The sequence below is a fragment of the Mangrovihabitans endophyticus genome (assembly GCF_014646155.1).
GTDB lineage: Bacteria > Actinomycetota > Actinomycetes > Mycobacteriales > Micromonosporaceae > Actinoplanes > Actinoplanes endophyticus.
This window is the reverse complement of record NZ_BMMX01000034.1, coordinates 1-25,296: the sequence shown is the minus strand read 5'-3', so window position 1 is coordinate 25,296 and position 25,296 is coordinate 1. Positions and strand designations below refer to the sequence as shown.

At 70.1% G+C, this 25,296-nt stretch carries 23 protein-coding genes; 11 read left to right on the top strand and 12 right to left on the bottom strand.

All coding sequences use genetic code 11. The features are described 5' to 3' along the window. Window positions 1–99 precede the first annotated feature (99 nt). Window positions 100–309, top strand: a complete 210-nt coding sequence (locus IEY73_RS25635) for a DUF6767 domain-containing protein (protein WP_189081919.1) — start codon at window positions 100–102, stop codon at window positions 307–309. Here IEY73_RS25635 and IEY73_RS25630 read toward each other — a convergent pair. After that, on the bottom strand, window positions 299–1,123 hold the full coding sequence (locus tag IEY73_RS25630) for a sulfite exporter TauE/SafE family protein (protein ID WP_189081877.1): 825 nt from the start codon (window positions 1,121–1,123) through the stop codon (window positions 299–301). The genes IEY73_RS25635 and IEY73_RS25630 overlap by 11 nt on opposite strands. Further along, on the bottom strand, window positions 1,120–1,944 hold the full coding sequence (locus IEY73_RS25625) for a GntR family transcriptional regulator (RefSeq protein ID WP_189081876.1): 825 nt from the start codon (window positions 1,942–1,944) through the stop codon (window positions 1,120–1,122). Before IEY73_RS25625 ends, IEY73_RS25630 begins: the two co-directional genes overlap by 4 nt. A 111-nt stretch (window positions 1,945–2,055) precedes the next feature. Here IEY73_RS25625 and IEY73_RS25620 point away from each other — a divergent pair, with 111 nt between their 5' ends. Next, a complete protein-coding gene (locus IEY73_RS25620; RefSeq protein WP_189081875.1) occupies window positions 2,056–3,438 on the top strand; it encodes an MBL fold metallo-hydrolase in 1,383 nt (460 codons plus the stop codon). Window positions 3,439–3,505: 67 nt separating this feature from the next. After that, complete coding sequence (locus IEY73_RS25615; RefSeq protein WP_189081913.1) at window positions 3,506–4,711, top strand: NAD(P)/FAD-dependent oxidoreductase; 1,206 nt, start codon at window positions 3,506–3,508, stop codon at window positions 4,709–4,711. 237 nt (window positions 4,712–4,948) lie between these two features. On the opposite strand, the gene IEY73_RS34175 is transcribed toward IEY73_RS25615, so the two are convergent. The 8 genes from IEY73_RS34175 to IEY73_RS25580 all read right to left on the bottom strand — a co-directional run bounded on the left by IEY73_RS34175 (window position 4,949) and on the right by IEY73_RS25580 (window position 12,092). Further along, window positions 4,949–5,071 carry a hypothetical protein gene (locus IEY73_RS34175; protein ID WP_268240488.1) on the bottom strand — a complete coding sequence of 41 codons (123 nt, stop codon included), beginning with the start codon at window positions 5,069–5,071 and terminating at the stop codon, window positions 4,949–4,951. Between the two features lie 59 nt (window positions 5,072–5,130). After that, window positions 5,131–6,708: an ABC transporter permease gene (locus IEY73_RS25610; RefSeq protein ID WP_189081874.1), complete on the bottom strand. Its 1,578-nt coding sequence runs from the start codon at window positions 6,706–6,708 to the stop codon at window positions 5,131–5,133. Further along, a complete protein-coding gene (locus IEY73_RS25605; RefSeq protein WP_189081873.1) occupies window positions 6,705–7,631 on the bottom strand; it encodes an ABC transporter ATP-binding protein in 927 nt (308 codons plus the stop codon). The genes IEY73_RS25610 and IEY73_RS25605 overlap by 4 nt, the downstream gene beginning before the upstream one ends. Window positions 7,632–7,852: 221 nt before the next feature. Further along, window positions 7,853–8,518, bottom strand: coding sequence for a GntR family transcriptional regulator (locus IEY73_RS25600; RefSeq protein ID WP_189081872.1), 666 nt, complete (start codon window positions 8,516–8,518; stop codon window positions 7,853–7,855). Between the two features lie 177 nt (window positions 8,519–8,695). Then, the gene (locus IEY73_RS25595) at window positions 8,696–9,484 is read right to left on the bottom strand and encodes an ABC transporter ATP-binding protein (RefSeq protein WP_189081871.1); all 789 of its coding nucleotides are present in this window, start codon (window positions 9,482–9,484) and stop codon (window positions 8,696–8,698) included. 4 nt (window positions 9,485–9,488) lie between these two features. Next, window positions 9,489–10,268 (bottom strand): ABC transporter permease, encoded by a 780-nt coding sequence (locus IEY73_RS25590; protein ID WP_229716153.1) that lies wholly within the window; start codon window positions 10,266–10,268, stop codon window positions 9,489–9,491. Beyond that, complete coding sequence (locus tag IEY73_RS25585; protein WP_189081870.1) at window positions 10,265–11,101, bottom strand: ABC transporter permease; 837 nt, start codon at window positions 11,099–11,101, stop codon at window positions 10,265–10,267. Before IEY73_RS25585 ends, IEY73_RS25590 begins: the two co-directional genes overlap by 4 nt. A 7-nt stretch (window positions 11,102–11,108) precedes the next feature. After that, complete coding sequence (locus IEY73_RS25580; protein WP_189081869.1) at window positions 11,109–12,092, bottom strand: ABC transporter substrate-binding protein; 984 nt, start codon at window positions 12,090–12,092, stop codon at window positions 11,109–11,111. Window positions 12,093–12,220: 128 nt separating this feature from the next. Between IEY73_RS25580 and IEY73_RS25575 the strand changes: the two genes are divergently transcribed. From IEY73_RS25575 to IEY73_RS25545, 7 genes are all read left to right on the top strand, one after another. Further along, window positions 12,221–12,919: a 4-carboxy-4-hydroxy-2-oxoadipate aldolase/oxaloacetate decarboxylase gene (locus IEY73_RS25575; RefSeq protein ID WP_229716152.1), complete on the top strand. Its 699-nt coding sequence runs from the start codon at window positions 12,221–12,223 to the stop codon at window positions 12,917–12,919. 35 nt (window positions 12,920–12,954) lie between these two features. Continuing rightward, window positions 12,955–14,001, top strand: a complete 1,047-nt coding sequence (locus tag IEY73_RS25570; RefSeq protein ID WP_189081867.1) for a 4-oxalomesaconate tautomerase — start codon at window positions 12,955–12,957, stop codon at window positions 13,999–14,001. Next, window positions 13,998–14,951 carry a VOC family protein gene (locus tag IEY73_RS25565; protein WP_189081866.1) on the top strand — a complete coding sequence of 318 codons (954 nt, stop codon included), beginning with the start codon at window positions 13,998–14,000 and terminating at the stop codon, window positions 14,949–14,951. Before IEY73_RS25570 ends, IEY73_RS25565 begins: the two co-directional genes overlap by 4 nt. After that, window positions 14,948–15,739, top strand: a complete 792-nt coding sequence (locus tag IEY73_RS25560; RefSeq protein WP_229716151.1) for an NAD(P)-dependent oxidoreductase — start codon at window positions 14,948–14,950, stop codon at window positions 15,737–15,739. The genes IEY73_RS25565 and IEY73_RS25560 overlap by 4 nt, the downstream gene beginning before the upstream one ends. Continuing rightward, on the top strand, window positions 15,736–16,737 hold the full coding sequence (locus IEY73_RS25555; protein ID WP_189081865.1) for an amidohydrolase family protein: 1,002 nt from the start codon (window positions 15,736–15,738) through the stop codon (window positions 16,735–16,737). Before IEY73_RS25560 ends, IEY73_RS25555 begins: the two co-directional genes overlap by 4 nt. A gap of 61 nt (window positions 16,738–16,798) precedes the next feature. Next, a complete protein-coding gene (locus IEY73_RS25550) occupies window positions 16,799–17,641 on the top strand; it encodes an SAM-dependent methyltransferase (protein ID WP_189081864.1) in 843 nt (280 codons plus the stop codon). 507 nt (window positions 17,642–18,148) lie between these two features. After that, window positions 18,149–20,872: a PAS domain S-box protein gene (locus IEY73_RS25545; RefSeq protein WP_189081863.1), complete on the top strand. Its 2,724-nt coding sequence runs from the start codon at window positions 18,149–18,151 to the stop codon at window positions 20,870–20,872. Here the strand turns inward: IEY73_RS25545 and IEY73_RS25540 are convergent. Then, entirely contained in the window at window positions 20,810–21,901 is a 1,092-nt protein-coding gene (locus tag IEY73_RS25540; protein WP_189081862.1) for a hypothetical protein, read from the bottom strand. The two genes, IEY73_RS25545 and IEY73_RS25540, sit on opposite strands and share 63 nt — an antisense overlap. A 227-nt stretch (window positions 21,902–22,128) precedes the next feature. Between IEY73_RS25540 and IEY73_RS25535 the strand changes: the two genes are divergently transcribed. Beyond that, window positions 22,129–23,622, top strand: a complete 1,494-nt coding sequence (locus tag IEY73_RS25535) for a S1 family peptidase (RefSeq protein ID WP_229716150.1) — start codon at window positions 22,129–22,131, stop codon at window positions 23,620–23,622. 134 nt (window positions 23,623–23,756) lie between these two features. Here IEY73_RS25535 and xynA read toward each other — a convergent pair whose 3' ends face one another. After that, entirely contained in the window at window positions 23,757–24,731 is a 975-nt protein-coding gene (gene xynA / locus IEY73_RS25530; RefSeq protein WP_189081861.1) for an endo-1,4-beta-xylanase XynA, read from the bottom strand. Between the last annotated feature and the right edge of the window lie 565 nt (window positions 24,732–25,296).

The window sequence follows — 25,296 nt, the reverse complement described above, 5'->3', positions numbered from 1 at the left end:
GGGGTATCCATGCCGTAGGGCCGAAACGACCGGCGAGATCGGGACCTTCGTCCATGTCGGACGACAACGGCCACGGTCACCGTCGAGGTGGGAGGAGCCATGACGAGCAAACGCCGACCGGACGCGCGGTGCCCGTTGCGGCCCGGCGAACCCTGCACGTTGTGCCAACTGGATGTCACCGGCCCGCAGGACTGTCCCCTGGTCTACCTCGTCATGAACGACGACGAGCTGCGCGCCGGCCTGCAGGAAACCCTGCGCCGTGGACGCGCGGACGGGGACCGGCCGGCGGACCGGTCCGTCAGGAGCTGATCACCGTGTTGGCGATGGTGTAACCGGCGACCAGCAGGACGAGCACGGCGAACGCGCGGGTGGCGATCGCCTCGGGAACCCGCGCGGCGAGCCGTCTCCCGCCGAGGCTGGCCGCCATCGCGGCGATGGCGAACGGCGCGGTGGTCGCCCAGTCGACGGGATCGCCGCCCGCACGAGCGGCAAGCGATGTGGCCGAGTTGATCGCGATGATCACCAGTGAGGTGCCGACCGCGGCGGACATGGGCAGGTCGAGGGCCAGCACGAGCGCGGGGACGATGACGAACCCGCCACCGACGCCGAGGAAGCCGGTGAGAAAGCCGACCGCGAGCCCGGCGATGATGATTTTGGTGGCGGTCTTGCCCCGGGTGGGTGCCGCCTTCCGGGCCACGTCGACGGAGCCGGCCGGCCCGCGAGCGCCGCCCGATTCCACTGCCGGTTCGATCGCCGGCCTGCGGCGGGCGGTCTGCAGGAGCATGGCCGCCGCGGCGACGATCATGAGGGCGGCGAAGCCGTAGAGCAGCACGTGCGGCGGGACGTGGCGATTGGCGACGGTGCCGGCGAAGGCGGCGACGATGCCGGTGACGCCGAAGGTCAGGCCGGTGCGCCAGCGCACGGTGCCGGCGCGGGCATGACCGGCGGCGCCGACCACGGCGGTGAGCCCGACGATGATCAGGCTGCTGGTGGTGGCGTCCTGCGGGCTCTGGCCGAGCAGGTAGACCAGGGCGGGCACGGTGAGGATGGCGCCGCCACCGCCGAGTCCGCCCAGCACGACGCCGATGACCAGCCCCAGGCCGGCGGCGGACAGCAGCGTCATCGGTGCTCCATCGAGGTGAGTCCGCGGGGGCGCTGGCGCGGGGCGTGTCCGGCCAGGCCGAGCTGATAGCCCGTGCGGGCGGAGAACGCGGCGGTGACGCTGAAGCGATCGCCGCGCACCAGGGTCGTCCGCCACTCCAGCGGCTGGCCGTGGTGGTCGGCGAGGCGTTCCACGGCGAAGGCGGCGACGGTGTCGTCGATGCCGAGCTGTGCGCGTTCGGCCGGGGTGGGGATGACGGCGCGGATGTTCTCCCGGCCGCCGGTGGGGCGGACGCCGCAGCGCGCGGCCAGCTCGGTGTAGAGCGCGGTGTGCGTGAAATCGGCCTCCAGCAGCGGGGTGGCGACCGCGGCGGGCAGCCACACCCGGTCCACGGCGAGGGGTTCGCCGTCGGCCAGCCGGAGTCGTTCCAGATAGATCAGGGGAGTGGACTCCTCCAGGCCGAGCTGGACCGCCACGACACCGTCGGCTCGCACCTCAAGCCGTCGGACCACGCTGCGTTGCTCCTGCCCGGCGGCCTCGACCGAGGCGAAGAGGCTGTAGAGCGCTCCGACCGGTTGCTCGATCTCGGGCGTGCCGGCCAGCCGTGGCGGGCGGCCACGCTCGGCCACCACGACGCCGTCGTCGCGCAGCCGGCGCAGCGCCTCCCGCACGGTGTGCCGGCTGACCCGGTACTCGTCGATCAACGCCAGCTCACCGGGGAACATCGCGGCGAACTCGCCGTCCTCGATGCGCCGCCGCAGATCGGCATGCACCTGTGCCCACAGCGGCAGTGCCTGCGCGCGATCGACCGGCCGTGCGCCGGCACCGCTTGGCTCCTGCATGGCATCTACCCCCGGATTCGTCGCTTGCCGATTAAATGTCCGGCTTGCTTGTTCGACTTCCATCGCATAATGTACGGACATTAGAACGCGATGGCAAGGGAGAGCTGGGGCATGGTTGACGTGGTCGTCGTGGAGACCAGCGAACTCGGAGATCGCAGCTATCTCGCGCACGACGGGGAGACGGCGATCGCCGTGGATCCGCAGCGGGACCTGGATCGTCTCCAAGCCGAGCTCGACGCCCGTGGGCTGCGGGTGATCCTGGTGCTGGAGACGCATGTGCACAACGACTACGTGTCGGGTGGTCTGCAGCTCGCTCATGACCACGAAGCTCGCTACGCGGTGAATGCCGCGGACGCCGTCGCCTTCGACCGCGTGTCGGTCTCCGACGGCGACGAGTTGCAGGCCGGACGGCTGCGGGTGCGGGTGATCGCCACGCCCGGGCACACCGACACCCACCTTGCTTACGTGGTCACCGACGGCGACGGGCCGGCAGCGGTGTTCACCGGTGGCTCGGTGCTCTACGGCAGCGTGGGGCGCACCGACCTGGTCGACCCGGACCGCACCGACGAACTGACCCGGGCGCAGTATCGCTCCGCGCACCGGCTGGCCGAGCTGCTCGACGATGACGCGCGCATCTACCCGACCCACGGATTTGGCAGCTTCTGCTCCTCCGGCTCGGCCGCCGGCGGGTCGGACAGCACCCTGGGCCAGGAGAAGGCGCGCAACGACGCGTACACCGCCGACGACGAGGACACCTTTGTCGCCAAGCTTGTCGCCGGTCTCACCGCGTACCCGGCGTACTACGCCCACATGGGTGCCCGCAACCGCGAGGGCGCCGGCCCCGTCGACCTGTCTCCGCCCACGCAGGTCAGCCCGGCCGAGCTGCAGAAGCGGATCGGCGCCGGCGAGTGGGTGGTCGACCTGCGCGACCGCACCGCGTACGCCGCCGACCACCTGGCCGGCACCATCAGCATCGCCCTGGGACAGCATTTCGCCACCTACCTCGGCTGGCTCATCCCCTGGGGCACGGCACTGACCTTGATCGGCGAGACGCCGCAGCAGATCACCGACGCCCAGCGCCAGCTCGTGCGCATCGGCATCGACCGTCCCGACGGCGCGGCCACCGGCGAGCTGCACCGGCTCGCCGACGGCCAGCCCACCCGCGGTTACCGCCGCGCCACCTTCGCCGACCTCTCCGCCGCTGTTGACGCCGGTCCTGCGGCCGGCGGGCAGACCGGCGCTCAGCTCACCGTGCTCGACGTCCGCCGTGACGACGAGCGGGCGCACGGAGCGATCCCAGGGTCGGTGCACGTCCCGTTGCACGCCCTGCTGGACCGGCTCGGCGAGATCCCGGCCGGGACGCTGTGGGTGCACTGCGCGAGCGGCTTCCGGGCGTCCATCGCGGCCAGCCTGCTCGACCGCGCCGGCCGCCACGTCGTCCATGTCGACGACGACTACACCGAGGCGGTGCAGACAGGTCAGGCCACCGGTTGACGTCTCACCGCCCGCCGCCGACGGAACGCGTCCGCCGACGACCCCAACCCTGAACGGAGGCACCGTGATGGCACCACCCGCCCTGCATCACCGCGTTCTCATCCTCGGCGGCGGCAGCGCCGGGATCGACGTCGCCGCGCGGCTCCGCCACGCCCAGGCGCCCGATGTCGGACTGATCGACCCGGCCGAGACGCACTACTACCAGCCACTGTGGACATTGGTCGGCGGCGGCTGTGCCCCGGCGCGGGAAAGCGCGCGCCCGCAGGCGTCGGTCATGCCCAAGGGCGTCGCCTGGATCAAGGACGCGGCCGAGCACGTGGACCCCGAGGAACGGCTGGTCACCACCGCCGGCGGCGTGCGGGTCAGCTATGACCACCTCGTGGTCTGCCCCGGGATCCAACTGGACTGGCACAAGATCCCCGGCATGGCCGATGCCATGGACACGCCGGCGGTGTCCAGCAACTACACGTACGCCACGGCGCCGAAGACCTGGGAACTGATCCGGAACCTCCGCTCCGGCACGGCCGTCTTCACCATGCCGGCCGGACCGATCAAATGCGCCGGCGCACCGCAGAAGATCGCCTACCTCGCCGCCGACTACTGGCGCCGGCAAGGCGTGCTCGACGACATCCGCATCGTGCTGGTCCTGCCGACGCCCGGCATGTTCGGCGTCAAGGTGTTCTCCGACGAGCTGGAACGGGTCGCCGCGCGCTACGGTATCGAGGTTCGCTTCAACAGCGAGCTCGTGGAGGTCGACGCCGCCGGCCGACAGGCGATCATCGTCAACCACGCCAACGACAGCAAGGAAGCCGTCACCTACGACCTGATGCACATCGTGCCCCCGCAGTCGGCGCCGGACTGGCTGAAGGCGACAGCCCTGGCCGACCCGGACAACCCGGCCGGTTACGTGCAGATCGACAAGAACACCATGCAGCACACGCGCTATCCGAACGTGTTCGCGCTCGGCGACGCGGGGAACTCGCCGAACTCCAAGACCGGCGCGGCCATCCGGAAGCAGGCCCCCGTGGTGGCCCGCAACCTCATCGCGACGGTCGCGAACCGGCCACTACCGGCGTCCTACGACGGCTACGCGTCGTGTCCGTTGACCACGGCCCGCAACAAGATGCTGCTCGCCGAGTTCGACTACAGCTTGAAGCCGGCGCCCAGCTTCCCGTTCATCGACACCACCCGCGAGCGCACCGACATGTGGTATCTGAAGCGGTACGGGCTGCCCGCGCTCTATTGGAACCTGATGCTCCGCGGGCGCGCCTGACACCCGCGGACGCTCAGAAGGGCACCCGGGCTCGATGCGCTGCCCGGACGGCGGACATGACCGCCTGCCACACCCGCCAGCGGCGCAGCGAAGTCGGCTGCGCCGCGTCGCGGGCGGCCGTCGAAACGGACGCGGGTGAAGAGAGGGAAGTGGCGGTCGTCGGCATCACGCAGTCCTCGATCGGTGGTCGACAGGGGCGGGAGGCGTCGCCACGGGCGAAGACCGATCGCCGACCGGTCAGCCGCAGGCGACGCCGCGCATACACAGCCGGTCGTCGACCGCCAGGCCCGTCACCGCGATCAGGCACATCGTGAAGATGTCGCCAACCGGGACGGATACCGAGCGCATGTTCGCCAGCACATCACCCGGCACCCCCGGTCGGCAACCGGTTCCCGGAACTCGGGAGACGACGATCACGGTCAGGTGCCGACATCGCGGCGGCGCAATCCGGCGTATCCGGCGGCGACTCCCACGGCGGCCACCAGCACGGTCACCAGCAGCGGCGAAACGGCGAAGTCCGCCAATGGCACCCTCGGGATGTGGGTGAACGGCGACGGCCACTGCGCCCAGTCGGGCAGGTCGAACGATTCGGCGAACATCGTCACCACGACGCAGTACGCGATCACCACCCACGCCACGATCGCGGCCGGCTGGGGGACCCAGCCGATGGCCAGCGCGGCCACGGCGATGACCAGCCACACCGCCGGCAGATAGGTCAGGGTGACGCCGATGAGGCGCGGCACCTGGCCGGCGTCCGAGACGGTCATGCCGTACGCCACGCCCTCGCCGAGACCGAACGCGATGAGCATCACGGCGCTGCCGAGCACCGGGACGCTGAGCTGGGCGGCCAGCCACGTCAGCCGGCTGACCGGCATGGCCAGCACCCGCTCGGCGCGGCCGGAGCTCTCCTCGCCGCGGACGCGCAACAGGCTCGCCACGCCGAAGGCGGACGCCAACAGCGCGGCCATCCCGGCGGTCACCGCCAGGTAGGAGTTGACCACGTCGTCGGCGCCGCCGGGGAGGAAATCGGCGATCTGCGGGTTCTCCCGGACATACTGCTCCATGCTGTCGCCGAGCGAGCCGTACGCGACGCCGAGCAGGACGAGGCCGGCCGTCCAACCGATCAGGGTGCCGCGTTGCAGACGCCAGGCCAGCGCGTACGGGTCGCGCAGCCACCGGGACGCGGTGGCCCGGCCGGGGCGCGGCGGCACCAGTCCGGCGCCGAAGTCGCGGTGCGCCAGCAGGCCCACCGCCGCGGCACCCAGCAGCGCGGCGGTGAGCAGTGGCAGCAGCAACGGCCACCAGCGGTCGTCGGCGTACGGCAGGGTGCGCTGTCCCCAGCCGATCGGCGAAGCCCAGGAGACCGCGCCGTCGCCGACGTCCCCGATGGCCCGGAAGACGTACGCCGCGCCGAGGACGAGAGCGACGGCGCCGTACGCCGCCCGGGTGTTCTCGAAGACCTGCACCGCCACCGCGGTGAGCGTGGCGAAGACCCAACCGAGCCCGGTCACCGCGGCGCCGAACAGCACCGAACCGGCCAGCGGCAGCCCGGTGCCCGCCGACACCGCGAACACCAGCGCGCCGACGGCCACGTCGGCGAGCCCGGCCAGGGCGAGGGCGGCCACCAGCGGGGCGTGCCGGCCCACCCGGGCGGAACGGATGAGTTCGGCCCGGCCGGACTCCTCGTCGGCACGGGTGTGCCGGCCGACCAGGAACATGTTCATCAGGGCGACCACGATGGCCACGTACGCGAAGATCTCGAAGACGATCTCCCCGCCGAGGGCGCTGAGCAACTCGGTGGGGCCGCTCATCGCGATCACCGCGGTGTTGGCGCCGATGGTGTCGCGCAGCCGTGCCAGCGCCTGTGGAGTCCCGTACAGGCTCTGGCTCTGGGTGGATTGGATCAGCACGAGCAGCGTGGCGCCGAGCAGCCACCATGGCAGGCCGAGGCGCTCCCGGCGGAGCAGGAAGCGCAGCAGGCCGAACGTCCCGGTCATGACCCGACGACCTTCCGACCGTTCGACTGCTCGTCGCCGTAGTGGCGCAGGAACAGCTCCTCCAGCGTCGGGGGCGTGCTGGTCATGCTGCGCACGCCAAGCGGTGCCAGCCTGCGCACCACGGCGTCGAGTTCGGCGGTGTCGACGTCGAACCGGGCGTGATGGTCCTCGACGAACAGGTCATGGACGCCGGGCAGCGCGTCGATGCCCTGCGGCGGCTCGGCGGTCTCCACCGCGATGGACGTCCGGGTCAGATGCCGCAGCTCGCCCAACGTGCCTGACTCGACGGTGCGGCCGAGGCGGATGATGCTGACCCGATCGCAGAGCGCCTCCACCTCGGCCAGGATGTGGCTGGACAGCAGGACCGTGCGTCCCTGCTGCTTCAGGTCGTGGATGCACCGCTGGAACACCGCCTCCATCAGCGGGTCCAGGCCGGCGGTGGGCTCGTCCAGCAGCAACAGCTCGGCATCCGAGGCGAGCGCCGCGACAAGGGCGACCTTCTGCCGATTGCCCTTGGAATAGGTGCGCGCCTTCTTCCGCGGATCGAGGTCGAACTGCTCCAGCAACTCGTCCCGGCGCCGCCGGTCGATGCCGCCGTGCATGCGCCCGAGCAGGTCGATGACCTCGCCGCCGGTGATCCCCGGCCACAACGTGACGTCGCCCGGCACGTACGTCAGGCGGCGGTGCAACGCGACGGCGTCCCGCCACGGGTCGCCGCCGAGCATCCGCACCTCGCCGGCGTCCGGGCGCAACAGTCCCAGCAGGACACGGATGGTGGTGGTCTTCCCGCTGCCGTTGGGCCCCAGGAAGCCGTGCACCTCACCGGGCGCGACGCGCAGATCGAGCCCGTCGAGGGCGGTGGTGGCACCGAAGGTCTTGCGCAGCGCGGTGATCGAGATGGCCGCATCGGTGGGCGTGGTCATGTCATCTCCTTGGTGGAGAAACAGATAGGGGTGACCGGCCGATCGGCGTGGCGAAGGGCTCTGCGCGCGCCGCGGTATCGGGGATGAGTGCACGGGTGGGCAACCATGACGCCTCCATAGGTCAGCAACGTCGCCGACCAGGCTTCCCGGCACTCCGCGGTGCATCATATGACGCGGTGTCGAGCCCAGCACGACAGCGCGCCATGGGCGTTTCGGGCCCGTCAGGGGCGCGCCTCGCTGCGTACCTCGGGGTGGTAGACCGCCGGGCTCTCCGGGAACCCGCGCAGGGCGTTCAGCACGCTCGTGAGGTGCACACGCATCGCGCTCTCCGCCTTCTCCGGGTCGCGCGCGCACACCGCCTCGATGATCGCCAGGTGTTCCGGAAGCGACTTCGACGGCCGTCCAGGGACCAGCGCCAGCCGGAACTGGTGGCGCACCATCTGGCCGTTTAGCTGCTCGATGATCCGCGTCGCGGAGGCATGCTGCGCGATCTCCCGCACGGAGGCGTGCAGGTGGGCGTTCAACTCCGAGTAACGGGGCATGTCGGCGCGCTCGACCACGGCGGACATCTCCGCGCCGAGGGCCCGCAGGGCGGCGATGTCCGCGTCGGTGATCCGTTCGGCCGCGCGCCCGGCCACCAGGCCCTCGACCGCCCGCCGGATCTCGGTGATCTCGATGGCCTCCGCGATGGAGATCTCTCGCACCCGGGCGCCGCGATTGGGCTGCAGTTCCACCAGGCCCTCGTTGGCCAGCCGGTTGAGCGCGTTGCGGAGCACGAACCGGCTGGCCGCGTAGCGTTCGACCAGATCGGCCTCGATGAGCCGCTGCCGCGGTGCGTACTCGCCGCGCAGGATCGCCGCGCGCAGCTCCCTCAGCACGTCGCTCATCGCCGTACGGGCTTCCCGTTGCCCCGCACCGGACGCCTCGGCATGCTGGCCCTCATTCGTTCGTTCTCCCTTTCCGGTGTTCCCGCCGCGCCGGTCTCCCGACGCCGCCACGATCGTGCTCGACCATCGCCATGGTAGGCAGCGACCGTGTCCGATCCGCCGGGCCGTGGGCGAGCGCTATCCGGCGTGCGCCGGACGGCCGCCCCGCTTGGCCGTCTGGACCAGCTCGTACACGTGGTTGCGCGTCTCGGTGAACGAGGTCGATGACCGGGTTTCCAGTTGGTCGCGATTGTCCGGCAAGGGGACTGGGACATCCTCCAGTACGACGGTGGGCCGGTTGGACAGGACCAGGACCCGCTGCCCCAGGTAGACCGACTCGTCGATGTCGTGGGTGACGAACAGGACGGTGATGCCGAGCTCACGCCACAGCCGGCGGACGAGGTCCTCCAGCTCGGCGCGGGTCTGGGCGTCCACCGCGGCGAAGGGCTCGTCCATCAGCAGCACCCGTGGTTCGTACGCGACGGCGCGTGCGATGGCCACCCGCTGCTGCATGCCTCCGGACAGTTGCCACGGGTGCGCCCCGGCGCTGTCCCGCAGCCCGACGGACGCCAGCGCGGCGTCGACCTTGGCGGCCCGTTCGGCACGGCCCAGGCCCTTCTCCTTCAACGGCATTTCGACGTTGCGGCGTACCGTCAGCCAGGGGAAGAGGCTGCGCCCGTACTCCTGGAAGACCACCGCCATGCCGGCCGGCGGCCCGGTGACGGGCGTGCCGTCCAGGGTCACCGTGCCCCCGGAGTTGTCCAGCAGCCCGGCGATGCAGCGCAGCAGCGTCGTCTTGCCGGCGCCGGACGGCCCGACCACGCAGACGAACTCGCCGTCGCCGACGTGGAAGGTCAGATCGCGGATGGCCTCGACGCTGCGGCCGTGGCCGTCGTAGGTCTTGGTGAGTCCGTCGACGTCGAGCACGGTGTCACGCTCCTCGCTCGGCCTGGCGCAGCCCGCGGTACCACGCCAGGGTTTGGTGTTCGACCAGGCGGAACAGGCCGGACAGGGCCACTCCGATCAGGCCCAGCAGGATGATGCCGGTCCACATCTGCGGCACGGCGAAGCTGCGCTGGAACTGCACGATCGCCGCGCCCAGACCACGGTTGGCGCCGAACAGCTCGCTGATCACCATGAGGATCACGCCGATGGACAGGGCTTGACGCGCGCCCGCGGCGATGCGTGGGCTGGATCCGCGCAACACCACCTGCAGCAGGGTGGAGGTGCGGCCGAACCGGTACGAGCGGGCGGTGTCCCGCAGCACTTCGTCCAGCGAGCGCACGCCCTCGACGGTGTTGAGCAGGATCGGCCAGACGCAGCCGAGCGCGATGGTGATCACCTTGGCGGTCCAGCCGGTGTACCCGGCGAACAGGGCGATCACCGGGATCAGCACCGGCGGCGGCACCGCACGGAAGAACTCCAGCGTCGGTTCGCACAGCGCGCGCAGGGTGCGGAACGATCCGATCGCGGTGCCCAGCGCGACCCCGGCGACCAGGGCGATCAGATATCCGATGGCCAGGCGCGCCAGGCTGGGCAGGACGTCGTGCATGATCGGGTCCGCGGTCCACGTGCGCGGGAAGGCGGCCACGATCTCCGACAGCGGTGGCCAGAAGAAGCTGCTGCTGTGCGCCGACAGGACCCACCACAGCGCGACCAGCACGATGGGTAGTCCGAGGGCGGCGAGCACGCGCCGGGGCAGGTCGGTCACAGGTCCCTCCGCACCGAGGTGTGCCAGCGCAGGACGCGTCGTTCCACGGCGCGGGCGGACGCGTTGACCGCCACGCCGATCAGACCGACCACGATCACCAGCGCATACGTCTGCGCGACCGCGCCGGAACTCTGCGCCACGCCGATGGACCGGCCGAGGCCCGGCACGCCGATGATCAGTTCGGCGGTGATCTCCAGGATCAGGGCCACCGCCGCGGCCAGCCGGAATCCGGTGACCACGTAGGGCAGAGCGGTGGGCCAGACGACCGTACGCACGATCGACCAGCGCGAGAAGCGATAGGAGCGGGCGGTGTCCCGCACCACCGGGTCCACATCGGCCACGCCGTACAACACCTGGACCAGCACTTGCCAGAACGACGCGTAGACGACAAGCACCAGCGCCGACTGCGGGCGGCTGCCATACATCAGCACGACCAGCGGGATGAGCGCGACGGACGGGATGGGCCGCAGGAACTCGACGGTGGAGGCGGTGACCGCGCGCAGGAACGGGACGCTGCCGACGATCACCCCGACGACGAGTCCGGCGATCATGGCGAGCGCGAGCCCGGCGGCCCACCCACCCAGCGTCTGGCCCAGCGCGGTCCAGAAGTTCGCGGTGGCGAGCTCGCTGCCCAGCGCGCGGGCCATCGTGCTGAACGGCGGCAGGAAGCGGCCGTTGACGACGCCGAGGCGGGGGAGCGCCTCGACGACCGCGACGACGATGGCCAGCCCGAGCAGCCCGAGGAGGGGTTCCCGCCAACGCCCGCCGGCCGGCGCCCGGGTGCGGGCGGGCCGGTCGAGCGTCGGCTCGGTCACCGTGGAGACAGTGGTCATGACGCGATCAGGGGAGCAGCGCGCCGAGATCCGGCTGCTTGGTGATCAGGCCGTCCTGCTGGGCGAGCTGGGCCAGCAACTGCACCGAGTCGCGATCCACCGAGGAGGGCCACTTCGGCAGGACGAGGTCCTTCTGAATGTCCGGATCGATCTTCGTGTACGTGGACAGGATCGCCCGTGCGTCGTCCGGGTGCGCGCCCGCGTACTCCAGAGACTTGTTCATCGCCGTGGTGAATCCCTTGACCTGGTCGGCGTGCTGCGAGGCGTACTGCTGGGAGGTGAAGTACATCCCGACGGTGAGGTTCGGGGAGGTGCCGGCGTAGTTGGACACCACCTGGCGGTCCCCCTGGCCGGTGCCGATGGTCAGGAACGGCTCGACCACCTGGCCGGCGTCCACGTCCCCGTTGTCCACCGCCGACACGATGTCCGGGAACGGCAGCTCGACGTAGTTGATGGTGGAGGGGTCGCCGCCCGCGTCCCGGACCACCTTGTTGATCGTGGTGGTGTTGATGTTCTTCAGCGTGTTCACCGCGACCCGCTTGCCCACCAGGTCGGCGGCGGTTTTGATCGGGCTGTCCTTCGTGACGATGACCGCGCCGAAGTCCTTGCCGTCCTCGCCGGTGGAGGCGACTCCGGCGGCGACGCCCTTCAGGGCCAGCCCCTTCGACCCGGCCAGCAGCAGCGAGGTGGTGTTGCTGAAGCCGAACTGGTATTGCCCGCTGACGACGCCCGGAACGATGGCGGCGCCGCCCTGGGCGGTCTCCAGCTTGACGTCCAGGCCCTCATCGGAGAAGAAGCCTTGTTTGATGCCGAGATATATGGGTGCGACGTCGACGATGGGGATCACGCCGACCTTGATCGTGGTGGTGCCGTCCGCCGATTGGCCGCCCGATCCGTCCGACCCGCATGCGCTGACCAGCAGGGTGGTCGCGGTGGCGGCGGCGAGGATGGAACGTCGTGTCAGGCCGGCGGACGAGGAGTTTCGCGACATGGGTCCTCCTGAGGACGCGAGCGCCGGGAGGGCGCTTGAGGAGCCGACGCGGCGAATGTTACAGATATTGTCAACAATTGTGAAGGCAATCTTGACCGCAATATTGATCTGGCGTACACATGTCTGACATGGCATCCCACTTCGTCGTGCGGTCGGTGGACCGCGCCGATCCGGAAATCATTGCGGCCCTGCGCACCGCCGGCGTTGCCACCGCGCACGAGGCGGCTGGCCGGATCGGCCTGCTGGGTCCGCGCATCCAGGCGCGACAGACCGGCTCCGCGATCGCCGGCTCGGCGATCACCGTGTCCTGCCACCCCGGGGACAACCTGATGATCCACGCCGCGGTGGAGGTGTGCCGCCCCGGAGACGTGCTGGTCGTGACCACGACCTCGCCGTCCACCGACGGCATGTTCGGCGAGCTGCTGGCCACCTCGCTGGCCGCGCGGGGAGTGGTCGGCCTGGTGATCGACGCGGGCGTGCGCGACACGGCGGAGCTGCGCGAGATGAGCTTCCCGGTGTGGTCGCGTGCGGTGCACGCACAGGGCACCGTCAAGGCCAGCCCCGGTTCGGTGAACATCCCGGTGGTGGCGGACGGTCAGATCGTCCGGCCCGGCGACATCGTGGTGGCCGACGACGACGGCGTCCTGGTGCTCCCCGCGGCGAGCGGCGGCCGGGTGGCCGAGGCGGCGGCCAAGCGCGTCGAGAACGAGAAGGAGAAGCGCCGCCAGTTGGCGGACGGCACGCTCGGCGTGGACATGTACAACCTCCGCCCGCTGCTCGCCGAGTTGGGCGTGCAGTACGTCGATCGCCTCCCGGAGGGCTCGTGAGCGGGGCCGGGGGCGGGTCTGACGGGGTTCGCTGCATGCAGATGCGTGGCGGCAGCTCGAAGGGCGCCTACTTCCTCGGCGCTGACCTGCCCGTCGAGGAGGTTGAGCGCAACGATCTGCTGCTGCGCATCATGGGCTCGCCGGACCCGCGCGAGATCGACGGCATCGGCGGCGGCCACCCGCTGACCAGCAAGGTCGCCGTGGTGACGCGGTCCGCCGACCCGAACGCCGACGTCGACTATCTGTTCCTGCAGGTGGTTCCCGACCGTGCCACCGTCACCGACGCGCAGACCTGCGGCAACCTGCTCGCCGGCGTCGGGCCGTTCGCGATCGAGCGCGGTCTGGTCGCCGTCGCCGGGGACATCACCGACGTCCGCATCCGCATCATGAACCCGACAATCGGCTTCGCGCAGGCCCGGGTGCAGACGCCGGGAGGCCGGGTGCGCTACGACGGGGACACCGTGATGGCCGGTACGCCGTTTCCGGCAGCGCCGATCCACCTCGCCTTCCCGGGCGGCGAGGCGCCGGTCTTCCCCACCGGGCGGCTCGTCGACCGGTTCGCCGGCGTCGAGGCGACCTGCGTCGACGCCGGCATGCCGGTGCTGCTGGTCCGGGCCGCCGACCTGCAGATCGACGGCGTCGAGTCGCCCGCGACCCTGGAAGGCGACGATGCCCTCAGGTCCACTGTGGAGGCGATGCGCCGGGAGGCGGGCCCCGCGATGGGCCTCGGCGACGTGACGGACAAGACCGTCCCGAAGATCTCCCTCGTGTCGGCGCCCCGGCAAGGCGGCACGATCGCCACCCGCACCTTCATTCCGCACCGCGTGCATGAAGCCATCGGCGTGCTGGGCGCGGTCTCCGTCGCGGTCGGCGTGCGTACCGCCGGAAGCGTCGCCGATCGGTCCGAGCCGGGAGAACAAGGTCCGGTACGCATCGAGCACCCGACCGGGTCGTTCGATGTGGAGGTCGACCTGGACGGTGCCGGCGCGACCACCCGGCTGCGCCGCAGCGCCGTCGTTCGCACCGCCCGCAAGTTGTCCGACGGCCTGGTTTGGCCGCGCAGTGGAAAGGCCACCGGATGAACCCCGCACATGACCCCGACCGCCGCAGGGAGATCGCCCACGTCGGGCCGATCGAGCTCTACACGCCCGTGCTGGAGAAGTCCCGGGACTTCTTCGTCGCCCAGATGGGCCTGCGCGAGGTGCACCGCGACGACACGTCCGTCTACCTGCACACCTGGGACGACTACCAGTCGTGGACGGTCCGGCTCATTCAGCGTGACGCGGCCGGCATCGGGCGCACCTACCTGCGGGCGGCCAGCCCGGAGGCGATGCGGCGGCTGGCCGAAGCGGTCGGTGGCACCAAGGTGGTCACCGACGTGCACAACCTCGGCGAGGTGCACCTGTTCACCGACCCGGACGGTCACGAGATGGGGGTGTATTGGGACGTCGCGTGGTATGCGCCGGACGACACCGACCGTCCGGCGCTGAAGAACCAGGCGGCGGCCTATCCCGGCCGGGGCGCCAACCTGCGGCGCCTGGATCACGTCAACTACCTGACCGCCGACGTCCCGACCACCTCGGCGTTCCTGCGCGACACCCTCGGGGCTCGCTGCACCGAGCAGATCGTGAAGGACGACGGGAGCCCGCAGGCGATCTGGTACAGCGTCGGCAACAAGACGTACGACCTGGTCTACACCGAGGACTGGACCGGCACCTCGGGCCGGCTGCATCACATCGCCTTCGCCACCGACACGCGCGAGGAGATCCTCCGCGCGGCGGATGTCTGCTTGGACGCCGGGGTGCACATCGAGACCGGTCCGCACAAGCATTCCATTCAGCAGACCTTCTTCCTCTATGTGTGGGAGCCCGGCGGCAACCGCATCGAACTGTGCAACGCGGGCGCCCGGCTGATCCTGGCGCCGGACTGGAAGACGATTAGTTGGACCCGTGAGGAGCGTGCCAAGGGGCAAGCGTGGGGGCTGAAAACCATCGAGACGTTCCACACCCACGGCACCCCGGTGGTGCCGTGAGGATCGCGATGCTCGGCCTGGGTGAAGCCGGCGGGGAGATCGCCCGTGACCTGGTCCGGGCGGGCGCGGACGTGCGCGGCTTCGACCCGCTGGTCAGCCCGCCGGCCGGCGTCGAGGCGCGTTCCGACGACGCCGACGCGGTCCGTGACGCGGACCTGGTGCTGAGCGTGAACAGCTCGCACGACGCCCGAACCGCGCTGGAGAACGCGCTGCCGGTGCTGGCACGCGGAGCCATCTGGGCGGACCTGAACACCGCGTCGCCCGGCCTCAAGCGTGCGCTGGCGGACCTGCTCACCGGCCACGATGTCCCGGTGGTCGACGTCGCGTTGATGGCGCCGGTGCCGGGCCGGGGCCTGCGCACCCCGATGCTGGTCTCCGGCGAGGGCGCCGAACGATACGCCAAGATCATGTCCGGGTTCGGCGCGGAGGTGACCGTCCAACCCGGCCCGGCAGGTGAAGCGATTTCGCGTAAACTGCTGCGCAGTGTCTTCTACAAGGGACTCGCCGCCGCAGTGGTCGAGGCGATGGCCGCGGCCGAGGTCGCGGGGTGTGCCGACTGGCTGCGCGGCAACATCAGCGCGGAACTGTCCGGTTTCGACGAGCGAACCATCGACCGGCTGATCGACGGCACGCACCGGCACGCCCGCCGCCGGGCCGACGAGATGACCGCGGCCGGCGCGCAGTTGGACGAGTTGGGCATCGAGCCGCGGGTGGCCACCGCCGCCCGGGACCTGCTCATCGCGCTGCGGGGCCGGGAAAAGCTATCGGACCAGGAGAAATCCGCATGATCATCGACTGCCACGGCCATTACACGACGGCACCCGCCGCGCACAACGCCTGGCGGGAGACCTTCTCCGCCGGGGGCACGCCTGCCGCGTACCCGGTCATCTCCGACGACGAGATCCGGGAGTCGATCGAAGGCAACCAGTTGCGCATGATGGACGCCCGCGGCATCGATCTGACCATCTTCTCGCCGCGCGCCTCGGCCATGGCCCATCACCGCGACGACGAGACCACCAGCGCGGCCTGGGCACGCGCCTGCAACAACCTCATCGCCCGGGTGGTGCGGCTCTATCCGGACCGGTACGCGGGCGTGTGCCAGTTGCCGCAGGCGCCCGACGTTCCCGTGGACCGCCTCCTGCCCGAGCTGCGGCGCTGCGTCGAGGAACTCGGCTTCGTCGGCTGCAACCTCAACCCCGACCCCAGCGGCGGCCACTGGACCTCGCCGCCGTTGACCGACCCGCACTGGTTCCCGCTCTACGAGGTGATGGTCGAGCTGAACGTGCCGGCCATGGTGCACGTGTCCGCGGTGACGAACCGGAACTTCCACGCCACCGGTTCGCACTATCTCAACGCCGACACCACCGCCTTCATGCAGTTGCTCCAATCGGACCTGTTCCAGACCTTCCCCGGACTGCGTTTCGTCATCCCGCACGGCGGCGGGGCGGTCCCGTACCACTGGGGCCGGTTCCGCGGGCTCGCCGACATGCTGGGCCGCCCGCCGCTGTCCGAGTCGGTGATGGGCAACGTCTTCTTCGACACGTGCGTCTATCACCAGCCCGGCATCGACCTGCTCTTCCAGGTCATCGACGCGGACAACATCCTGTTCGGGTCCGAGATGGTGGGGGCGGTGCGGGGCATCGACCCGCAGACCGGCTACCACTTCGACGACACCCGGCGTTACGTGGACGCGCTGAAGCTCCCGGACGCACGGCGGGAGCAGGTGTACGAGCACAACGCCCGCCGCGTCTACCCGCGGTTGGGAGCGACCGTCGCCCGACCATAAGTCCGTCAGTGCCCGGCGCGCAGAGGTCCTATGCTGCACCTATGCGCATCAGTCATCGTCGATGGACAACGTTGTGACCGGCCTCGCCTCAGGACCGCCCGCAGAAGCGGGGCCGCCGGGGATCGACACGTCGGTGCCGCATCCGGCTCGGCGGTACAACTACTGGCTGGGTGGCACGGACAATTTCGCCGCTGATCGAGAATCGGCCGACGCCATCGAGCGGGCGTTTCCCGGCATGCGCGCCGGCATCCTCGCCAACCGCGATGTGCTTCGCCGGATCGTTCGGTACCTCGCCACGGACGCCGGAATCCGGCAATTCCTGGACGTCGGCACCGGCCTGCCCACCGCCGACAACACGCACGAGGTGGCGCAGCGCATCGCGCTGGACAGCCGTGTGGTTTATGTCGACAACGATCCACTGATCACGACGTACGCGAAATCTCTGCTGGCCGGAAGCGCGGAGGGCGCCACCGCCTACCTGGAGGCGGACCTGCGCGACCCGGAGGCCCTCCTGTCCGCCCAGCAGCTACGCGAAACGCTCGATCTCTCCCGGCCGGTCGCGCTGATGCTCATCGCCGTGCTGCACTTCATCCCCGGCCACGGCCGGGCGCGCCCGCTCGTTCGGACCCTGATGGACGCGCTTCCGGCGGGCAGCTACCTGGCCGTCACGCACGTGACCATGGATGTCATGCCGGATGATGAGAAGGCCATGTACCGGCGGATGCTCGACTCCGGGAAGATCGACATCTGGCCGCGCGACCGCGACGAGTTCGCTGCGCTCTTCGACGGGCTCGACATGGTGGAGCCGGGGATCGTGATGACCACGGACTGGCCCGATGCGACACAGTCTGATGTGGACCTGAGCCGGATCAGCATCTGGACGGGTGTGGCCCGCAAGCCATGAACCACGGCGTCCCCACTTTCGCCGTCCGGGGCCGTCGGGCTCCCGCCCATAGCCCGCCGATCTTGAACTTGGTGTGCCCGGCCTGGCACACCATCTCCGACTTGTCGGACCACTAACCCCAAGATCGATCCCGAGTCCCGCCCACAGCCCGCCGATCTTGGACTTTGTGGTCGGATAGGTCGGTCATATACGGGTGAGTCAGGCACCCAAAGCTCAAGATCGGCGCGCGTGGGGGCGGGGCGCGTGGGTGGGGCGTGGGGGGCGTGGGGATGGGGGTGGGGGCGGCTGGGGGCGTGTGGGGGCGTGGGGTGGGGCGGGGCTTGGGCACCGATCGGGTGGTTTCGATTCTTTAGAGTTCCGGCGGCTTCGATTCGGTGGAAGCATCGGCTCGTCTGGGCGGGAATCCGTCGAAAGGGCCAATGCATGACCGTGCAATGGGAAACTCGGAAAGGAGACAGGCTCCGGTATCGATTCATCGGAATCGGTGCGAGCGCCGCGGCGGGACTCGTGGCGGCTGTCTGCTTGCTGGGCTGGGCCACCGGGCAGTCCGAGCTGTACACATTCGGTGGCGCCGACGCCGTGACCACGCCGGCGACCGCCCTGCTCCTGCTCGGGTTGGCCACCGCCGTCGGCGCGGGCATGACGCGGAATTCGCGAGGGGCCCGGGCGTTCACGCTTGCCATGGCGACGTGTGTCGGCCTGGCTGCCGGTGTCCTCCTCGCCCAGCACCTTTTTGCCCTGGAACCGGGGTTCGAGTCACGCCTGTGGCCGGAGGCCGTCGCGGCGACCGGCGACCGATATCCGGGGCGGCCCTCCGTGCAGACGACGCTGGGCATCACGATTCTCACGGTCGGACAGATCGGCGGCTGTTCCGGTGGCCTCCGCACCTGTCGCCTCGCGGCGCTGACGGGCCTTGTCGTCGGCGTCATCGCGGTGCTCGGCGTCATCGGCCAGGGGCTTAACTCGGTCACCCTGTACTCGTCGGCGGCCCTCGGTGCCGGCGGCCTCTCCTATCCCACCGGAGTGGCGCTCGCGCTGCTCGGCGCGGCGCAGATGGCCAACGCGCGTCGGCATCTGACCGCCTTGGACAACGGCTCGCTGCGGGCCCGTACCACTCTGCAACGCCTGGTGCCCACGGTGATCGCGGTGCCAGTGGCGACCGCCATCACCTGGGGGACCATTCAGTCGAGACCGGGGTCGGCGGTGCTGGGATCGTTGGTCGCCGCCCTCGGCATCGCGGTCCTGGTGTTTCAGGTGTGGACCACGGCTGCCGCGGTGGCCACCGCAGACCGGGAGAACGTCGACCTCGCCGACGTACTGGCGAACGGCACCGTCTACCTGCGCGGCACACGAATCCACTACACCAATCCGGCCTTCGACGAGATGGTGGGCAGCCCGCGGCGCACGCTGCACGACCGGGACCTCGACGACGCTTTGGGGGGCCCGCTCGCCGACCTGCGCCAGACCATCGATCGGCTCCGGAGCGCGCCCCCGGGCATCTCGGAGGAGGTGCGCCTGACGCGGCCGGACGGCACCGAGCGGGTGGTGGTGCTCGCCGGTCGGCCGATGCACGACCAACAGTCCTGGCTCGGCGTGGTTCAGGACATCACCGAGCGCGCGCGGGCGCAGGCCGAGCTCGCCGCGGCCAATGCCGCGCTTGCCGCGGCCAACGCCGCGCTGACCGAACGGCTCAGCAAGCAGGAGGAGCGACTGCTCCGGTACGGGGTGGTGGTCGAGTCCTCGCCGGACGCCATTTCCACCGAGACGCTGGACGGTGACATCCGCGCGTGGAACGCCGGTGCCGAGCGCCTGTATGGATACACCGAGAGCGAAGCGATGGAACGGCAGATGAGCATGCTCGTCCCGGCGGACCAGCAAGACGACTCGGCCGATGTGCTGCGTCGGGTGCGACGGGGCGAGCGGATCCTCGGTTGGGACACCGTCCGCCTCACCAGATCGGGCCGGCGTGTCGACGTCCAGTTGACGGTCAGTCCGCTCCGCTCCGCCACCGGCGAGGTGACCGGCGTGGCGACGATCGCCCATGACGTGACGCCCGTGCGGGAACAGGAGTTGCGATTCCGGTCGGTGTTCGAGGCGACCGGCACCGCACTGTTGATCGTGGGCGCCGACGGGCGGGTCCAGTCGGCCAACCGCGCGGCCGTGGAGCTGTTCGGTTATCCGGCCGAGGAACTGGTGAGGCTCGGCGTGGAACGGCTGGTGCCGGAGGGTGTACGCCCCGAGCATGCGGAGAGCCGCAAACGGTTCCTGGAGGAGCCGAGCACGCGTGCCATGGGCGCCGGCCGGGACCTGGCGGCACGACGCGCGGACGGGAGCGAGTTTCCGGTCGAGGTGGGTCTGAGCCCGGTCACGCTGCGCGCCGGGGTGTCGGTCGTGGTCTCGATCGTCGACATCAGCGACCGCGTCCGGGCCAGGCGCCTGCTGGAGGCGAAGAACGCGGACCTGGAACGGTCGAATCGCGAGTTGCGGGACTTCGCGTACGTCGCGTCGCATGACTTGCAGGAGCCGCTGCGCATGGTGGTCAGCTACACGGAGCTGCTGGCGCAGCGATATGAGGGTCAGATCGATGACCGGGCCGACCGGTACATCGGGTTCATCGTCGACGGTGGGCTGCGGATGCGGCAACTGATCAAGGGGCTGCTGGTCTATTCGCGGGCGGGTACCCGCGATGTGGACCTGAAACCGGCCGACGTCTCGGCGATCGTCGGGAATGTCCTGCGCGACCTGCGCCAATACATCGACGAGGCGGGTGCACGGGTGGAGGTCGGCGAGTTGCCCGCGGTCACCGCGGACGCCACCCAGCTCGGGCAACTGTTTCAGAATCTGATCTCGAACGCGGTCAAGTTCCGCGGCGACGCACCACCGCGGATCCGCATCGAGGCCGTCGAGGCCGACGACGGATGGCAGTTCTCCGTGGCGGACAACGGCATCGGCTTCGACCAGGAATTCGCCGAGCAGATCTTCATGATGTTCCGCCGCCTGCACAGCCACGGCGAGTACGACGGCAGCGGCATCGGCCTGGCGGTCGTCCGTCGGATCGTGGAGCGGCACGGCGGTCGCATCTGGTGCGAGTCGAAGGCCGGGGCCGGAACGACGTTCTTCTTCACCATCCCGGGGGCTTCGACGGATCGAACGCCGACGGGCCGAGCCTTACCGGTCGCGGGTGATGCGCCGCAACGCGCCGCCGATCTTCCGGGTGGCCCGGCCGCGTAGCCGTGCGAGGCCCGAAGCGTCCGTCCGGCGGCTGAGGCGGTCGGCCTGGCCCAGCAGGCCGATGATCGTCTCGATCGCCACCTCCAGCACCTGAGCGTCGGTCAGGTCGTCGGGAGCGACCGTCGACGACATGCCGCTCGGCCGGAGATCATCGAGGTCTCCGGCGATGTGGCAGGGGTAGTCCCGGAGATCCTTGATTTGCTGTTCGGCCAGCTCGGCCACCCAGTCGGCGCGGTCCAGGCCCACGCCGAATCGCACCGTGTTGCCGCCGCGCTGGAGCACCGCCGTGATGAGGTGACGCTTGACCACTTCCTGGTACGGCGTGCGGTGCGGGTAGCGATCGCCCAGGGCCTGGTTGACGCGGCGGAGCACCTCGATCTCGGCGGCTCCGAGCGACGCGTTCGCGGCCGGGGCGGTGAGGTCGCACAGTCCGTCCGGGATGCCCACGACGCCGGCGAAGCGATGCCAGAAGACATCGTGTGGCGCTCCGGGCGGCGGCAGCGTGACCAGATGCCGCTGCTCCGCGGAGACCAGATCGCCCCACCGGCGCAGCATCCGGTTCGGCGTGTGGTTCTCCCAGAGGGTCTCGAACTTCCCCCGCTCGACGGTCCGCAACCAGTCCTCGAACCGTCCGATGTTCCGGGAACGGATGCCCTGCTGCCACACCGAGGGGAGGGTGCGCCAGAGGTCGCGTCCGGCCACCACGATGTGCACCTCGGCGGGTCGCAGGCTCGCCACCGCGCGGGCGGCCTGTGCGGCGGTGGCGCCGCCCAGCCCCTCGTTGCTGATGATCACGTCCCCGTGCCATTCGCGGGACTTGGCCGCCAGCCGGTCCCAGGTCCAGGTGGCGCGTGGGTCGCGCCAGGACACCTCACGCAGGTCCGTCATGGCCTGATCGTGTGCGGAACGGTCACCGGGCAGCAGAATTCCCGCGCCTTTCAGCGCGTTCCGGTTGTTCCAGAGCACGTGCTGCGCATAGGTGCTGCCCGCCTTTGGTGCGCCGATGTGCAGATAGGCGCGTCTCGCCATGAACCCTCCTGATTTATCACCCGAGTCGGAAATGGTTTGCCATTCCGGAGGGAATGGCGGAAGCCGCGCGACCGGAACGGCGATACCGGAACGGCGATATGAGTCAGGTGATATATACCCACGTCTATTGTCGGACGTTACGTTGACCTTACGGTCGGCTACCGCCGACACCGGACACCACGCTTCCGGCCGCAAGCCCTCCTCCCCCTCCCCGAAGGAGTGACCGGATGAACCGTACCTTCGCCAGCGCCGCCGCAGTGATCCTGCTGCCGGCCGGCATCGCCGCAACACTTGCCGCGGCACCCGCCTCGGCCGAACCCCCGAGCGCGCCGTCGGCGCCGGCCGGCAAGGCCGCCTCCCCGGCCATGCTCGACGCCATGCAACGGGACCTCGGCCTGACCGCCGCACAAGCCCGCGCGCGGATCGCCCGCGACGACAGTGCCGGCCTCACCGAGCTGAAGCTGCGCAAGTCACTCGGCTCGGCCTTCGCCGGAGCCTGGCTCACGGCCGACGCCACGTCGTTCGTGGTGGCCGTCACCGATCCCGCCAAGGCCGCCGAAGTGCGAGCCGCCGGAGCCACACCGAAGGTGGTGGCCCGTAGCGCCGGCAAGCTCGACGCCGTTAAGGACCGCCTGGACAAGGCCGCCGGCAAGGCACCGGACACGGTGCCCGGGTGGTATGTGGACACCAAGACCAACACCGTCGTGGTGCTGGCCCGCGGCGGCAACGCAGCGGCGAAGTCCTTCGTCAAGGCCAGCGGTGTGGACGCCTCCGCGGTACGCGTGGTCGCCAGCACCGAGAAGCCGCGAGTGCTCTACGACGTGCGAGGCGGCGACGCGTACTACATCGGCGGCGCGCGCTGCTCCATCGGCTTCGCGGTCAACGGCGGCTTCGTCAGCGCCGGTCACTGCGGCAACGCGGGCAACTCGACAAGCGGCTACAACCAGGTGTCGCAGGGCACCTTCCAGGCGTCCTCATTCCCCGGCAACGACTATTCCTGGGTGGCCGTCAACTCCAACTGGACACCGCAGCCGTGGGTCAACAACTACGCCGGCGGCAACGTGACCGTGGCCGGGTCCACAGTGGCCGCCATCGGCTCGTCGATCTGCCGGTCCGGCTCCACCACCGGTTGGCACTGCGGCACCGTGCAGGCGTACAACCAGACGGTCAACTACTCGCAGGGCAGCGTCTCCGGGTTGACCCGGACCAACGTCTGCGCCGAGCCGGGTGACTCGGGTGGCTCCTGGCTCAGCGGCCAGCAGGCGCAGGGCGTCACCTCCGGCGGGTCCGGCAACTGCACCTCCGGCGGCACGACCTACTTCCAGCCGGTCAACGAGATCCTTTCCGCGTACGGCCGGACGCTGGTGACCAGCGGCGGCGGTGGCGGAGGTGGCACCCCGCCGCCGACCGGATGCAGCGGCTACGAGTACTCGGTGAGCGGTTCGCTATCCAGCGGCAGCTCCGCCGTCCAGCCCAACGGCAGCTACTACTACTCGTCCTCGTCCGGCACGCACCGCGGCTGCCTGGACGGCCCCAGCGGCGCCGACTTCGACCTGTACCTGCAGAAGTGGAGCGGTAGTAGCTGGGTCACGGTGGCGCAGGGCATCACCACCTCGGCCGACGAGTCGGTCAGCTATTCCGGCACCTATGGCTACTACCGCTGGGTGGTCAACGCGTACCGCGGCTCCGGCAGCTACGCACTGGGATACTCCAACCCGTAAACACCGGCACACCGCGGCAGGCCCGCACCGCTTCGGCGGTGCGGGCCTGCGTCGCGAGAGCGCGTCACGCCACTCCGGATGACCCCGCACGAACTCCTCCCGCGGAGCGGTCCGCTCCCGCGCCGACGCGGACGTCAGCCCGCGCTGCAGGAGACCGTCGGCCACGTCCACGTGCCGTTGGTCTGGATGGTGACGCCGAACGTGTTGCCGTTCCCGTTCGGCTTGGCGATCATCACTTGCGAGCTGGGCCAGGTGGCATCGGTGTTCCAGGTGGCGATGATCTTCTCCGGTGACGGGACGTTCATCGTCACGGTCCAGTTGCTGGAGCCGGAGACCGCGACGCTGAGGTTGTAACGGTCGCTCCACTGCTGACCCGCGGACAGCGTCGCGGTGCAGCCGCTGCTGCCGCCGGAACCGCCGCCCCCGCCGGTCGAGCCGCCAATGGTGATGTTGGAGTTTCCGCTGCTCTGGTATCCCTCGGTGGCCAGGATCATGTAGTCGAAGCTGCCCAGACTCATGCCGTAGCGTGCCCACGCGTCGAAGTGGTTGCCGGTGGTGATGGTTCCGCCGGTCTTCTTCGACTGACGGACGCTCCAATACTGGTTGAACGTCCGGGTGCCCTCGATGGACGGGGCGTTGTAGCGGGTCGTCTGATAGATGTCGTAGGTGCCACCGTCGCTGGTGACGGTGCCCTTGTATGTCCCGGTGGGCCGGTAGGTGCCCCAGTTGTCGACGACGTAGTACTCCACGAGCGGGTTCCGCGTCCAGCCGTACAGGGCCAGATAGGCGTTGCCGGAGGGATTGAAGCTGCCCGAGTAGCCCACGCTGCGCCGCCCGCCGGTGCTCCAGCCCTTGCCGGCCACGAAGTTCCCGGTGTTGCTCCACGAGGTGCTGTAGTTGCCGCCGGACCCCAGGTCCATGGAGACGGTGCCGGGGCTGTCGGTCCAGAAGGAATAGAAGTATCCATTGTTGGTGCCGGTCTGATTCGTCGTGATGGCCGCCTGCGCGGGGCCGGCGGGGATCACCGTGGCGGCGACCATGGCGAGGGCACACGCGCCGCCGGTGAGCAGTCTGCGTCGGCTTCTCGGGTGAGCGGGAGCGTCTTTCATGCGTCTTCCTCCTCGTGCGTGCCGGCGCGCTGGCCGGGCCGCATGGTGCGATCCGGCACCTGGCCGGGCGGCGTCGTGCGGGCCGGCGGCGGTGCTGTCGGTGGCACAGCACCGCCGCCGCGCCGATGTCGGACAACGCGCGGAGATGTGGCCGGTCGCCGCGGACGTCAGCGACCGGCAACCGGGCCGCCGCGGCGGCCCGGATCGACAGACTTCGAGGTCCGTCGATGGCGATAATGCTCGTCCAGGTCGCCTTCCGTGTCAACAAGTTCCGGAAATATCATGGAAACGAAGCCGCCCGGAGTTCTCCATCGAGCCAACGTATTCCCTGGCCATCGGCTAGTCTATTCGACATACATCAATACATGTGCCAGGAGTACTCAGCGATCGAGCATCGAACGGGAGGCAATAGTTCCGGAAGTTGCGGAATTCCGCCGCCCTCACTCGCGACCACCCGCCGGTGCCCCACGGGCATCCACGGGCATCCACCGGCACCCGCCGGCACCCGCCGGCACCCGCCGGCACCCGCCGGCACCCGCCGGCACCCGCCGGCACCCGCCGGCAC

What these genes read in the sequence shown, in the direction of transcription:
- IEY73_RS25605 (WP_189081873.1), bottom strand. Translation starts at nt 7,631, where the DNA reads ATGACCACGCCCACCGATGCGGCCATCTCGATCACCGCGCTGCGCAAG.
- IEY73_RS25575 (WP_229716152.1), top strand. Translation starts at nt 12,221, where the DNA reads ATGGCATCCCACTTCGTCGTGCGGTCGGTGGACCGCGCCGATCCGGAA.
- IEY73_RS25615 (WP_189081913.1), top strand. Translation starts at nt 3,506, where the DNA reads ATGGCACCACCCGCCCTGCATCACCGCGTTCTCATCCTCGGCGGCGGC.
- IEY73_RS25585 (WP_189081870.1), bottom strand. Translation starts at nt 11,101, where the DNA reads ATGACCACTGTCTCCACGGTGACCGAGCCGACGCTCGACCGGCCCGCC.
- xynA (WP_189081861.1), bottom strand. Translation starts at nt 24,731, where the DNA reads ATGAAAGACGCTCCCGCTCACCCGAGAAGCCGACGCAGACTGCTCACC.
- IEY73_RS25535 (WP_229716150.1), top strand. Translation starts at nt 22,129, where the DNA reads ATGAACCGTACCTTCGCCAGCGCCGCCGCAGTGATCCTGCTGCCGGCC.
- IEY73_RS25550 (WP_189081864.1), top strand. Translation starts at nt 16,799, where the DNA reads ATGGACAACGTTGTGACCGGCCTCGCCTCAGGACCGCCCGCAGAAGCG.
- IEY73_RS25635 (WP_189081919.1), top strand. Translation starts at nt 100, where the DNA reads ATGACGAGCAAACGCCGACCGGACGCGCGGTGCCCGTTGCGGCCCGGC.
- IEY73_RS25610 (WP_189081874.1), bottom strand. Translation starts at nt 6,708, where the DNA reads ATGACCGGGACGTTCGGCCTGCTGCGCTTCCTGCTCCGCCGGGAGCGC.
- IEY73_RS25580 (WP_189081869.1), bottom strand. Translation starts at nt 12,092, where the DNA reads ATGTCGCGAAACTCCTCGTCCGCCGGCCTGACACGACGTTCCATCCTC.
- IEY73_RS25620 (WP_189081875.1), top strand. Translation starts at nt 2,056, where the DNA reads ATGGTTGACGTGGTCGTCGTGGAGACCAGCGAACTCGGAGATCGCAGC.
- IEY73_RS25600 (WP_189081872.1), bottom strand. Translation starts at nt 8,518, where the DNA reads ATGAGCGACGTGCTGAGGGAGCTGCGCGCGGCGATCCTGCGCGGCGAG.
- IEY73_RS25540 (WP_189081862.1), bottom strand. Translation starts at nt 21,901, where the DNA reads ATGGCGAGACGCGCCTATCTGCACATCGGCGCACCAAAGGCGGGCAGC.
- IEY73_RS25555 (WP_189081865.1), top strand. Translation starts at nt 15,736, where the DNA reads ATGATCATCGACTGCCACGGCCATTACACGACGGCACCCGCCGCGCAC.
- IEY73_RS25570 (WP_189081867.1), top strand. Translation starts at nt 12,955, where the DNA reads ATGCAGATGCGTGGCGGCAGCTCGAAGGGCGCCTACTTCCTCGGCGCT.
- IEY73_RS25630 (WP_189081877.1), bottom strand. Translation starts at nt 1,123, where the DNA reads ATGACGCTGCTGTCCGCCGCCGGCCTGGGGCTGGTCATCGGCGTCGTG.
- IEY73_RS25625 (WP_189081876.1), bottom strand. Translation starts at nt 1,944, where the DNA reads ATGCAGGAGCCAAGCGGTGCCGGCGCACGGCCGGTCGATCGCGCGCAG.
- IEY73_RS25565 (WP_189081866.1), top strand. Translation starts at nt 13,998, where the DNA reads ATGAACCCCGCACATGACCCCGACCGCCGCAGGGAGATCGCCCACGTC.